Annotated in this window: 10 protein-coding genes and 1 pseudogene; 8 read left to right on the top strand and 3 right to left on the bottom strand. The window is 67.1% G+C overall.

Annotation, left to right across the window (positions count from 1 at the left end):
* The 3 genes and pseudogenes from ACFWF2_RS31790 to ACFWF2_RS31780 all read left to right on the top strand — a co-directional run.
* A pseudogene (locus ACFWF2_RS31790) lies at positions 1-361 on the top strand (nitronate monooxygenase); the annotation flags it as partial.
* Positions 362-548: 187 nt separating this feature from the next.
* Positions 549-1,244 (top strand): transporter, encoded by a 696-nt coding sequence (locus tag ACFWF2_RS31785; protein ID WP_379311187.1) that lies wholly within the window; start codon positions 549-551, stop codon positions 1,242-1,244.
* Positions 1,245-1,287: 43 nt separating this feature from the next.
* Positions 1,288-2,646: a flavin monoamine oxidase family protein gene (locus ACFWF2_RS31780; RefSeq protein WP_379311186.1), complete on the top strand. Its 1,359-nt coding sequence runs from the start codon at positions 1,288-1,290 to the stop codon at positions 2,644-2,646.
* Positions 2,647-2,673: 27 nt separating this feature from the next.
* Here ACFWF2_RS31780 and ACFWF2_RS31775 read toward each other — a convergent pair whose 3' ends face one another.
* Positions 2,674-3,450: a GTP-binding protein gene (locus ACFWF2_RS31775; protein WP_379311185.1), complete on the bottom strand. Its 777-nt coding sequence runs from the start codon at positions 3,448-3,450 to the stop codon at positions 2,674-2,676.
* A 154-nt stretch (positions 3,451-3,604) separates the two neighbouring features.
* On the opposite strand from ACFWF2_RS31775, the gene ACFWF2_RS31770 reads away from it, so the two are divergent.
* On the top strand, positions 3,605-4,036 hold the full coding sequence (locus tag ACFWF2_RS31770; RefSeq protein WP_379311189.1) for a Zn-ribbon domain-containing OB-fold protein: 432 nt from the start codon (positions 3,605-3,607) through the stop codon (positions 4,034-4,036).
* Complete coding sequence (locus tag ACFWF2_RS31765) at positions 4,020-5,222, top strand: lipid-transfer protein (protein ID WP_379311184.1); 1,203 nt, start codon at positions 4,020-4,022, stop codon at positions 5,220-5,222. Before ACFWF2_RS31770 ends, ACFWF2_RS31765 begins: the two co-directional genes overlap by 17 nt.
* 43 nt (positions 5,223-5,265) lie before the next feature.
* Here the strand turns inward: ACFWF2_RS31765 and ACFWF2_RS31760 are convergent, their stop codons facing one another.
* Positions 5,266-6,774 (bottom strand): aldehyde dehydrogenase family protein, encoded by a 1,509-nt coding sequence (locus ACFWF2_RS31760; protein WP_379311183.1) that lies wholly within the window; start codon positions 6,772-6,774, stop codon positions 5,266-5,268.
* Positions 6,775-6,790: 16 nt separating this feature from the next.
* The gene (locus ACFWF2_RS31755; protein WP_379311182.1) at positions 6,791-7,906 is read right to left on the bottom strand and encodes an NDMA-dependent alcohol dehydrogenase; all 1,116 of its coding nucleotides are present in this window, start codon (positions 7,904-7,906) and stop codon (positions 6,791-6,793) included.
* 131 nt (positions 7,907-8,037) lie between these two features.
* Here ACFWF2_RS31755 and ACFWF2_RS31750 point away from each other — a divergent pair, with 131 nt between their 5' ends.
* From ACFWF2_RS31750 to ACFWF2_RS31740, 3 genes are all read left to right on the top strand, one after another.
* Positions 8,038-9,654 (top strand): sigma-54-dependent Fis family transcriptional regulator, encoded by a 1,617-nt coding sequence (locus tag ACFWF2_RS31750; protein WP_379311181.1) that lies wholly within the window; start codon positions 8,038-8,040, stop codon positions 9,652-9,654.
* A 209-nt stretch (positions 9,655-9,863) separates the two neighbouring features.
* Positions 9,864-11,228 (top strand): MFS transporter, encoded by a 1,365-nt coding sequence (locus ACFWF2_RS31745; RefSeq protein WP_379311188.1) that lies wholly within the window; start codon positions 9,864-9,866, stop codon positions 11,226-11,228.
* Positions 11,229-11,424: 196 nt separating this feature from the next.
* The gene (locus ACFWF2_RS31740; RefSeq protein WP_379311180.1) at positions 11,425-12,366 is read left to right on the top strand and encodes an acyl-ACP desaturase; all 942 of its coding nucleotides are present in this window, start codon (positions 11,425-11,427) and stop codon (positions 12,364-12,366) included.
* Positions 12,367-12,482 lie beyond the last annotated feature (116 nt).

The following is a 12,482-nucleotide window of genomic DNA, read 5'->3' as shown; positions in this document are numbered from 1 at the left end:
GGCGCCCATCCACGACAACGTCAAACAGCAGATTGTCGGCAACACCGAACGCGACACCGTCATCGTGTTCCGTGAGTTCCACAACTCCGCCCGCGTCGCCCGCAACGCGGTCTCCGAGGAAATCGCCGCGGTCTCCCGCGAGCCCGGCGCGACCTTCGACGACATCGCCCACCTGGCCAGCGGCGCCCGCGCCCGCGAGCAGGTGTACGGCAGCGGTGATGTCAACGGTGGCCTGTGGTGGGCCAGCCAGGCTCAGGGCCTGATCCACGACGTCGGCAGCTGCGCGGACGTGGTCGACACGATCCTCGCCGAAGCGCAGCAGATCATCACCCGGACCCTGCCCGGTCACCTCGCGGGCTGATCTGCTGATCGGGTCGTTTCGAATTAGTGGGTCATTTGCCTTGATCACATGACTGACTCGCGGTAGCGTTATGACTGGCATCACATCCCGACTCATGTCGGGGCTACCCGCGCGCCCCTCTCGGCAGCGCTGACGAAACGACCCATTGCCGCTCGCCGGTGGGTGTCACCTTTTCAAGGAGAAGATCATGTCCATCAAGGAACTGCTTTTCGCGGTCGCGGACATCTGGATGATCGTCGTGGGATTCACCTACGGGATCAAGTTCATCCGGAACTACAAGAACTACCTGCTCGGCATCGAGTGGATCATTGTCGCGACATCGGGTACGAACTTCCTGATCTACGGACTCCTGAAGGCCGGCCACGACAGCCCGATGTACTTCGCCGCGTCGTTCCTGGATGCCTTTTCCCGGTCCGTGGGTATCACGCTGATCCTGGTTCTCGGGCTGATGGCGGTCACCCACCGGTACAAGCCGTCCGTGGCAGTGGACGTCGGTGCATTCGCTCTCGCCGCGGTGGTGGGTTTCGCTCTCGTCGGCTACACCGAGACGTTCGGTACCCCCGCCAAGATCTTCTTCATCGTGGTCACCGTGCTCACCACGATCTTCCTGCTCTACTTCGTCAAGCGGCTGTGGGAGATCGGCGAGCGCGGGCACGCGGTGTGGGCCGCCATCTCCGCCGCCTGCTCCTTTGTCATCGCCGCGATCTACGACTTCGTCCCCATCCCAGGCGACGACGCTGAGCACACGATCTTCTACATCCTCGCGCTGTCCACCTGGGGCCTGCAGATGTTCGTGTTCTACCGCGCCTACCGGGCTTTCGACGACCACAACAAGCGCGTCGACGCCCAAGCGGTGGCCGGTGACGCCCCGGTCACGGCGTAATCGCCGGACTTCCCTTCGAACGATCCACAGGCTAGGAGCCGAAATGGCAACGCACGATGTGCAGGAAGAAACCACCGAGGTAGTCGTCGTAGGCGCCGGAATGGCGGGGTTGACCGCGGCGACCACCCTCGCGCCCGAGGCCGAGGTAGTGGTGCTCGAGTCCACCGATCGCACGGGCGGACGCGTCGACACCGTCCGGCAGGGCGACTACTGGATCAATGTCGGCACCCAGTTCACCGAGGGCACCGGCACACTGATCGACGCGCTCGACCGGCACGGCATCGAGATGGGCTCGCTCGCGGGCAAGAGCGTCGCGCTGCACCTGAACGGTTCGACGGTCGACACCTCGAATCCGTTCGCGCTCATGTTCCGCACGCGGATGAGCATGATGGATCGGCTGGGCCTGGCCATCGTCGGGACGCGCATTCTCGCGGCCGCACCGTTCCTCGAGTCGCAGAGCCGTTTCGCCCAGCGGGTGCGTGCCCGGCTCGAGACCAAGCTCGCGTCGTATCTGCTGAACGGCGTCCGCTCGGAACTGGCCGCCACCATCGTCCGGTCGTGGTCGGCGCAGTGGATGGGATGTGACCTGGACGAGACTGCCGCCGCCCAGTTCGTCTACTCGGTCGGCATCGCGCTGACCGACCCGGAGAAGGTTCCGAACTTCTCGCTGCCCGCCGGCGGCAACCAGACACTGACCGACGTGCTGACCGAGGATCTCGGCGCCCGCGTCCGCCTGAACTCGGTGGTGCAATCGGTGCGCCGCGACGGCGACGGCGTGATCGTCGACTATCTCGACGGGGACCGCCCCCGGCGGTTGCGGGCGAAGCGCGCGATCGTCACCGCGCCCGCCGATATCACCGAGCGGATCATCCCGGACCTCCCGCAGCAGTACCGGAACGCGTTCAACGACATCACCTACGGCCGCTACGTAGTGGTCGGCTTCTTTACCGACGAAGTCGGGCCGCAACGATGGGACAAGTACTTCGGCATCTCCGCGCCGCAGCTGTCGTTCCAGGCCGTGTTCAACCACGCCGCGGCGCTGCGCACCGGCAGCGACCGAAAGCCGGGCGGTGCCCTGGCCTGTTTCGCCGGTGGCGGCAAGGCCGACGCGCTGCTCGACCTGCCCGATGAGGAGATCGTGTCGCGTTTCGCGAAGGACCTGCTCAGCGTATTGCCCGAGCTGGAAGGAAAACTGGGGGAGGGCATCCTGCGTCGGCATCGCCGGGTCGTGCCGTTCTGGGCGCCCGGCCGCCGCAAGACGCTCCCCACATTGCGCGACCCGCTCGGAAACATCTATCTCGCCGGCGACTACCAGCTCGATGTGCCGTCGCTGGCCGACGCGGCTGCCTCAGGTGAGCGCTCAGCGCTGGCGGTACTGGCGAGTTTGGGCCGGTCACGATAGGCCGATAGTCGACGCGGGCAGCCTTCGTCAATAGTCGAGGGCGTGCTCCGGTTGACAGACGTGCAGGGGAGACGGCAGATATCGGATGATGGCGTCCAGGAACGGGGCGATGTCACTCCACGGGGCCGGATCGCACAGGACGGGCGCGGCGTCGCCAATGTGGGTGAGGCAGCGGACGCGGTCGTACAACTGTTCGGGTGGGATCTCTCGCGGGCCGAGGTCGCCGTCCTGGTGTTCCATCACCGTGTTCACGAGGCTGCGATACCGCTGTTCGGCGACTGTCCAATGGCTGCCATAGAATTCGGCACCCATCGGTTCGAGCGCCCCCATCGGGACCAGATCGACGACGCCTTCGAACCCGGTACCGATGCCGTACGGGATCTGCAGCGTCAACGGCACCGCCCCGTGCGTGTCGGCGATCGTGCGGACGCAGTGGTCGAAGTCAGCGGCGGGATGATCGAGTCCGGTCACCAGGCACAGCCGTGCGACCTGGTGGTCGTCGGCAACCCGCAGGATCGTCTCGAGCCGGGGGGCGCGCTTGACCGCGGCGTTCATGACCGCGACCACCCCATCGGCCACCCGGATGGACCGCTCCAGCGTCGCGATGGGCGCGTGGCTCGACAGCTCGGTGAGACGAATCGTGTGATCGACGCGGTCTGTCGTCCACTGGACCGTGGCCGCCGTGCCGGACCCGGTCCCGGCAAAACGGCGGGTCAGCCGGTGGACAACCCGTGTCGTCTCCTCGGGGTCACCGACGATCGTGACGTTGCGGATCGACTGCGGTTCAATGACTTCGGTGCCCATCGTTGTGGTACTCCAGCTCGACTCGAGGATGTCATCGCATCCTCAATCCGGTCTCACCGTACCTGCGCCCCTGTGCCCGTGAAGCGGATTCCCGCCCCAAAGTAGAACGTGTTCCTATACCGTCGGGCTCGTGCAGAAAGAACAACGCCCTGCCGTGGCCGACTGGTTCACCGCGGACGATGGCACGGTGCGTCTGCAGGGAAGTCGCTGTACCGCCTGCGGCACACCGTATTTCCCGCGCAACGCGCTGGCCTGCCGGAACCCGCAGTGCACAGGTCCCAAGGACGGCTCCGAGCTCGTCGAGTACCTGTTTTCCACCCGTGGCCGGATCTGGTCGTACGCGGACGCCCGCTACAAGCCACCCCCGCCCTATGTCTCGCCGGATCCGTTCGAGCCGTATGTCGTCGCGGCCGTGGAGCTCGAGGTCGAGCAGATGGTGATTCTCGGGCAGGTGGTCCGTGGCCTGACGGTGGATGACCTGGCCGTCGGCATGCCGGTCGAACTGACCCTCGGCGTGCTGTACGAGGACGAGGAAGCGGAACACACGGTGTGGATGTGGAGGCCGGTCGATGACCGAGACCAGTGATCGCGATATCGCAGTCCTCGGTGCCGGAATGCACCAATGGGGCAAGTGGGGGCGCAATTTCGTCGAATACGGGCTGGTCGCGGCCCGCGCGGCACTGGCCGATGCCGGGGTGGACCACCGCGACGTCGGCTACATCGCCGGCGCGGACACGATCCGCAACGGATACCCCGGATTCGTCTCGGGCGCGACATTCGCCCAGGCGCTCGGCTGGACCGGTGCGCGGATCTCGAGCAGCTACGCCGCCTGCGCCTCCGGTGCCCAGGCCATCGCCAACGCACGCGCCCAGATTCTGGCCGGGTTGTGTGACGTGGCGCTGGTGGTCGGCGCCGACACCACCCCGAAGGGCTTCTTCCAGCCCGTCGGCGGCGAACGCCGCGACGATCCGGACTGGTTGCGTTTCCACCTGCTCGGCGCGACGAACCCCATCTATTTCGCGCTGTATGCCCGCCGGCGCATGGCGTTGCACGGCGCCACGCTCGACGATTTCGCCGCGGTCAAGGTGAAGAATGCCCGCCACGGCCTGAACAACCCGTATGCCCGCTATCGCAAGGAGGTGTCGGCCGAGGAGGTCGCCGCCTCGGCGGTCGTCTCCGACCCGCTGCGCCTGCTCGACATCTGCGCCACCAGCGACGGCGGTGCCGCACTGGTGCTGACATCGATGGAGTACGCGAGGCGTCACGGCGTCACCGACCCGGTCCGCATCCGAGCGCTGTCGACGGTCACGCCGACGTTCCCGAAAACCGTGCTCGATCTGCCGGACTTCGCGACCGACTCCGCCGTGGCCGTCGAGGTTCCGCCGCGCGAGTTCCGTTCCGCCGTCGCCTACGCCGCCTACGAAGAGGCCGGGCTCGGGCCAACCGACCTGTCCTTCGCCGAGGTCTATGACCTGTCCACCGCGCTGGAGCTGGACTGGTACGAGGACATCGGGCTCTGCGAGAAGGGTGGCGCGGAGAAGCTGTTGCGCAGTGGCGCAACGACATTGGGCGGACAGGTCCCGGTGAACCCCAGCGGCGGGCTGGCCTGTTTCGGTGAGGCGATCCCCGCGCAGGCGATCGCCCAGGTCTGCGAGCTGACGTGGCAGTTGCGCGGTCAGGCCGAGGGCCGCCAAGTCGACGACGCGCGCGCGGGTATCGCGGTGAACCAGGGCCTCTTCGGCCACGGCTCGGCAATCATCGCCACCCGCTGACGGCTCCGGCACCGATCGAGACGATCGGTGCCGGAGCGCGGGGTCAGCCGAGGAAGGTGTTGATCGTCTTCTGCTCGGTGTAGGCCTCGATCGCCGCGGCGCCCAGCTCGCGGCCCCAGCCGGACTGCTTGTAACCGCCGAAGGGCAGTGCGGCGTCGAAGGCGTTGTGCGCGTTGATCCATACCGTGCCCGCCTTGATCTGGCGGGCGGTGCGATGGGCCTTGGACACATCGGTGGTCCACACCGAGGCGGCCAGTCCGTAGGGCGTGTCGTTGGCCGCGGCGGCCACGCCCTCCTCGGCGTTGAACGGGGTCGCCACCACGACCGGGCCGAAGATCTCCTCGCGGTACACGCTGAAGGAGGAGTCGACATCGACGAACACCGTCGGCTCGACGAAATAGCCACTGTCGCCGTGGCGGCGCCCGCCGGTCAGCGCCCGTGCGCCGGAACGCAACCCGGCGTCGAGGTAGCCGAGGACCCGGTCGAGCTGGGTCTGCGACACCAGCGGGCCGACGTCGGTGGCCGGGTCAAGGCCCGAGCCGATCTTGGCGGCTGCGGCGGCTTCGGCGACGCCCTGGGTGAATTCGTCGAAGATTCTGTCCTCCACCAGGAGCCGGGTGCCGCTGGTGCAGGTCTGGCCCTGGTTGAAAAGGAACCCTGACGCGGTGCCGGGGATCGCCAGGTCCAGGTCGGCGTCGGCGAAGACGACCTGCGGGCTCTTGCCGCCGAGCTCGAGGCTGACCTTCTTCAGATTGCCCTTGGCGGCGTCGACGATGAGCTTGCCCACCTCGGTCGAGCCGGTGAAGGCGATCTTGTCGACATCGTCGTGCGCGGCCAGCGCGGCACCGGCGTCGCCGTAGCCGGTGACGACATTGAGCACGCCGTCGGGCAGCCCGACCTCGGCCAGGATCTCGGCCAGGCGCAGGGCGGTGAGCGGGGTGTCCTCGGCGGGCTTGAGGACGACGGTGTTGCCGGTCGCCAGGGCGACGGGAATCTTGAACGCGGCCATGAGCAGCGGGAAGTTCCACGGCACGATCGCCCCGCACACGCCGATCGGCTCGCGCAGGGTGTAGGCGTGCCATTGGGTCCCGGGTGCCCAGGGCACCGAGATCGGGATGGTGCGGCCTTCGATCTTGGTGGCCCAGCCCGCGTAGTACTCGAAAAGCTCGGCGACCCAAGTGATATCGACCGCCTGGGCGACGCCGGCGGACTTGCCGTTGTCGAGCGATTCCAGCTGGGCCAGTTCCTCGGCATGGGCGTAGATCGCCTCACCGGCGCGGAACAGCAGCCGCTGGCGCTGGGCCGGTGTCCACAGTGACCACTCGCCCTCGAACGCGGCGCGTGCCGCGCGCACGGCGCGGTCGACATCGACGGCTTCGGCGTGGGCGACCTCGGTCAGCACTTGCCCGGTGGCCGGATCGCGGGTCTGGAACGTGCGGCCCGAGGCCGCGTCGACCCAGCGGCCACCGATGAACAGCTGCTTCGGGGTGGACAGCCAGTCACGCACCTGTGGCAGCACCGGGGCGGTGGTGGGCTCGAGTACTTCGGTCATCGTTGTGCCTTTCGGATCAGGAGTGGTCGTGCACGAGCACGCCGCGGATGTTCTGGCCGTTGAGCAGGTCGTCATAGCCCTGATTGACCTGGTCGAGGGTGTAGGTACGGGTGATGAGCTCGTCGAGTTTCAGGTCGCCGCTCTGGTAGAGACCGAGGATCTTGGGGATGTCGACGGTCGGGTTGCAGTCGCCGAAGAGGCTGCCGCGCAGTTCCTTCCGGAACAGCGTCAGGATCGATCCGGGGAGCTGGATATTGATCTCGTCGAGCTTGTTGAGTCCGGTCAGCACGACCTTGCCGCCCTTGCCCACGGCATCGAAGCCCGCGCGCACGATCTCCGCGGTCAGCAGGTCCGGGATCAGGATCGCGGCGTCGGCGCCCTGCCCGCGAGTCAGGTCGTTGATCGTGGCCAGCGCGTCACCGGCGTCGGCGAAAGCGTGCGTGGCGCCGAGTTCGATGGCTCGTTCGCGCTTGTTGTGCAGCGGGTCGACCGCGACGACATAGCGCGCGCCGGCGAAGCGCGCGCCCTGCACCGCGTTGATACCGAGCCCGCCGATACCGAAGACGACCACGACATCGCCGGGCTTGACCTCGGCGGTGTTGACCGCCGATCCCCACCCGCTCGGCACGCCGCAGCCCACCAGCACCGCCTTGTCCAGCGGCAGGTCGTCGTCGACCTTGACGCAGGAGTTCTGGTGGATCACCCCGTATTGGCTGAACGTGCCGAGCATGCACATCGCGCCGTACTCACCGGCCGGTCCCCGCAGCGGGAAACGGCCACCGGGCAGATAGCCCTCGAGGATCGTGGCACCCATATCGCAGATGGATTGCTGACCATTGGAGCAGTAGCGACAGGTGCCGCAGTTCGGAATGAACGAGCACACCACGTGATCGCCGGGCTTCACCCGGGTCACGCCGGGACCGACCTCTTCGATGATGCCCGCGCCCTCGTGACCCAGCACCATCGGCAGCCGCGCTTCCAGGTCACCGTGGGCGATATGAACATCGGAATGGCACAGCCCGCCGTAGAGGTACCGGATGAGTACCTCTCCCGCGCGAGGCTTGTCGAGTTCGAGCTCTTCGATCTCGATCGGCTTGCCGGGCTGGTAGACGACCGCGGCCTTGGTCTTCATGGCGGGTTCTCCTGATCCTCAGTGATGCGCCCCATCTGGAGTGACGGGAACCACATTCGCAACGCCGGGCTCCCGCGACTGTTCAGAAATTGGACAATCGTGACCCCGGTCACCATTGCTACGGTTGGGGCATGCAATCCGAGGCGAGTGGAGTGGTGGCCAAGCGGGAACCGATCGCCGCGTCCTGGCATCGGGCGACGATGGCCGGACTGGAGCCGGGCTCGGCGCTGGACACGATCAGCTACGTCGATATCGATGAAGCCAGTCCGCTCATGGCCGCGGCCGCCGTCGTGCTCGACGACCTCAACCATCGGCTGGAGGGCACCAACTTCACCACCATCGTCGTCGACCGGGAAGGCCGCGTCGCGCATCAATGGTGCGGAAACCGCAGCGCCCGCAAGGTTTTCGACGATCTCGGCGTCGACGTGGGCGCCTCCCTGCTCGAAGAGGCGGTCGGCACCACCGCGCCGGGTGTGGCTCTGGAAACCCGCACCAGCATCGCTGTCAACGGCGACGAGCACTTCGCCGTTCCGCTGCGGCGCATGAGCTGCTACGGACACCCCATCTTTCACCCGACCACCCGGCGCATCGAGGGTGTGCTCGACCTGTCGGCGGTTGTCCAGGAAGCCAGCCCGCTGCTGCCGCCCCTGGTCGCCCGCGCGGTCGCCGACATCGAGCAGCGTCTGCTCGACGGTTCCCGCATCTCGGACAAGGAACTGCTCGCCGCGTTCCAGGCCGCGGGCACACGTCGCCGCGCGGTACTGGCCATCGGGCGTGACCTGCTCATGTCCAACCAGGCTGCCGCCGATCTGCTCGGCGCCACCGACTTCGCGTTGCTGCGGATGATGGCACCGGATGTGCGCCGCAGCTCAATCTTCGACCTGACGCTGGAGTCCGGGCTGGCCGTGCGGGTCGAAGCGACCCGCGTCGGCGGCCCGGCCGGGGGAACCTTGCTCAACGTCGAACCGCTCGAGCGGGCGAGCATCGCCTACTCCCGTCGAGCACTCGAGCCCGGCGATCCGCTGCTGGTCGCCGGCCCACCGGGTTCCGGTCGTTCGCGCACCGCGCGCGAACACGCCACCGAGCAACCGGTCACCGTCCTGACCGCCGCCAACGCCCTGCTCGACGGCAGCGACGTGTTCGCCCGCGACTTCGCCGCACTGATCCGCGCCCGGCAGGGAACCGTCTGCATCGACGGACTGGACCTGTTGCCCGACGATCTGATCGATCTCGTCGCCACCCATGTCGCCGACCGGCAGGTGCCACGCGTCGTGCTGGTCACCGGAGCCGTGGAAACCCTCACCGGCCGCGCCGCGGCGCTGGCCGCGGAATGCACCGACCGCATCGAACTCGGCCCGCTGAGCAACCGCCGCGGCGAGATTCCGGCCCTGGTCGCGGCGATGGTGCGCGAAGCGGGCGCGGACAGCTCGCTGTACTTCACGCCGGGCGCGCTCTCGGCGCTGTCCGCGCACAACTGGCCCGGAAACCTCCGCGAACTGCGCGCGGTCGTCACCGAAGTCATCCGGCACCGGCGCACCGGCGCGGTCGTCCGCACCGACCTCCCCGAGGCCTACCGCACGCAGCAGCCGATCCGGCAACTGATGCCGATCGACCGCGCAGAACGAGATGTCATCGTCGATGCACTCCGCAGATTCGAGGGCAACAAGGTCAAAACAGCGCAGGCACTCGGTATTTCGCGAACCACGCTCTACGCGAAGATGCGCGCGTTGCGCATCACCGTCTACTGACCGCACGGAACCAGTCGAATTCATGGTCATGTGGCGATCAGCCGTGCGCCGATCAAGACGACGGCGCTGAGCGCGAAGATCTCACACCGGCAAGGTTCGTTCGCCACCGCGGTCGACGGAAATGATCTGGCGGTACCGACGGGTTGCGGCGATGATCACGTGATGTCTTACGCCCGTCGTATGCCATTCCGTGAGGCCGCCCGACAGGTCTGTCGATTTTATCGAGATCGCCTGCGCGACAGCGCCGTCCAAGCTGGCGCAGGGATCGAAGCCGGGTGCGTGGCGAACGCGAGAAGATCGTGATGGCGGCTCGGGGTCCGTTGCGGAGCAAGGCGTTTCGGTGGGTGTGGGGCGGGGAGACCGTCTCGATGGTCGGTGACGCCAGTTATGAGGTCGTGCTCGCGTTGCTGGTGCTCTCGGTGACCGGGTCTCCCGCGGCGCTGGGTGTGGTGATGCTCGCCGTCACCGTCCCGCACGGGGCCCTGCTGCTGATCGGCGGCGCGATCACCGACCGGTTCTCGCCACGCACCATCATGCTGATCAGCCACCTCGTGCGTGGCGCAGTGCTGGCCGTGCTGGCAGTCCTGGCAGCCGCCGACGCCATGACCCTGTGGCACCTGCTCGTGATCGGCATCGTGATCGGGACCGCCGAGGCGTTCTTCCATCCGGCCGGCGCCAGCATCCTGCCCAGCCTGGTGAGCAGGCAGGACCTGCCGAGAGCGAACGCGCTGCTCGGAGCCGGTGAACAGGCTGCCAGACTGGCGGGTCCGATGCTCGGTGGTCTGCTCATGGCGCTGGCCGGCGCGCCGATCGCGATCGCGTTCAACGCGTTGACCTTCCTGGTCGGCGCGGTGACGGTACTGGCCGCGCCGCGCCGCCAGGCCGAATCGGTCGAGCAGCTCTCCGCGAAGGCGGTGCTGCGGGAGATAACCTCCGGGTTCGCCTACGCCCGCCGCAGCGTGGAGGTCCGCATCATCCTGCTGCTGGTCGGCGCCGCGACGCTGAGTTACAGCGGATTGTTCGGCGTCGGTCTGCCCACGCTGTCGCAGGACTTCGCCAACAGCTCCGTCGTGCTCGGCGCCATGCTGTCCGCGTGGGGGTTTGGCCAGCTGGCCGGCGCCTTGTCCGCCGCGGCGTTCGGCCTCCCGCGGCGGTGGGGCGTGCTCATCGTCGCCATGACGATCGCCGAGGGCTGTTCGTTCGCGGTGCTCGGGTTCGTCCCGCACTACCTGATCGCGGTCGTGCTGCTCGCCCTGCTGGGTTTCGGTGTCGCCTACTCGACCGACGTCGCACTGCCGACCTTCGTGCAGACCACCGCCCCGGAGACGATGCTCGGCCGAGTGAACAGCCTGATCGACCTACCCAGGGCGGTCCTCTCGCCACTGTCGCTGGCAGCCTTCGGTTTCCTCGCCGCAGCCGGTGTCCGCTGGGCCTTCCTCGCCGCCGCCGTCCCGGTGCTACTGGTCGGGATCGGCTTGGTCGTGAGCGGGCACGCCACGACACTGACAAGCGGTTCGGGTGCGGACGCGGATCTGGACGGCACAGCCGACCAGTCGGTCCCCCAATCGACCTGACCTCGTATCAAGCACCATCCTTGACAGCCGATCATCGTTATCGGCTTGTCGTAGATGGCGATTCCGGTAAGAGTCCCCATCAGGCCCACCGGTTTCACCACCGCCTAAGGTGTGGGTGCGGCGTGGCCGCACAGTCAGATATGCGTGAACAGCACCATTTTTCCGTGGCAATTACCACCGATTCGAAAGGCGCTGCATGGCAAAGGATTTGACACAACTCGAACTACTGACCGAGCTGGAGCCGGTGGTGGCGGTCAATATCGACCGGCACGTGGCCACGGCCAAGGACTGGTGTCCGCACGACTACGTTCCCTGGGACGAGGGCCGCAACTTCGCCGCGATGGGTGGCGAAGATTGGGATCCTGAGCAGTCACAACTCTCCGAGGTCGCCAAAGTCGCGATGATCACGAACCTGCTGACCGAGGACAACTTGCCTTCCTACCACCGCGTGATCGCTGAGAACTTCTCTTGCGACGGTGCGTGGGGCACCTGGGTCGGCCGCTGGACCGCCGAGGAGAACCGCCACGCTATCGCCATGCGTGACTACCTCGTCTGTACCCGCGCCGTCGATCCCGTCGCCTTGGAGAACGACCGTATGGTGCATTTGACCCGCGGTGTCCACACGCCGGAGGGCTTCGGTGGGGTGCTCGATCAGGTCGCGTACGTGACATTCCAGGAGTTGGCTACCAGGGTCAGCCATCGCAGCACAGCGCGAGTCTGCGACGATCCGGTCGCCGGACGGATGCTGCAACGCATCGCGGCCGACGAGAATCTCCATATGATGTTCTATCGCAACGTCACCGGCGCCGCCTTCGACGTGGCTCCCGACCAGACGATGGAGTCGGTGACCAAGATCGTGAAGACGTTCGCCATGCCGGGTACCGGCATGCCGAACTGGCGCCGCAACGGCGTGTTGATGGTCAAGCACGGAATCTACGACCTGCGTCAGCACCTGGACGACGTCGTGTTGCCGGTCCTGCGGATCTGGAACGTCTTCCAGCGCACCGATCTCACCGCACGCGGCGAGCGCAGCCGCGAAGAACTCACCGAGTACCTCGAGAAACTCACTCGCGACGTCGTCCGCTTCGAAGAGCAACGCGCGCGCATCCTCGCCCGCGACGCGGCACGGGCCGGATAGGACACCTGGATGTCGCAGTCGCGCGAGCACCCCGCCACGGCGACGTACGGCGGCTAAGTGGGGCCCGCGGCCGCGCCCGTGACCCCGACGAGGGCGCGGAGTCGCAGGAGGGCGCC

Source organism: Nocardia sp. NPDC060259, assembly GCF_042728775.1.
Taxonomy (GTDB): domain Bacteria; phylum Actinomycetota; class Actinomycetes; order Mycobacteriales; family Mycobacteriaceae; genus Nocardia.
Note: the sequence above shows the minus strand (reverse complement) of the source record. Positions and strands in the feature narration are given on the sequence as shown.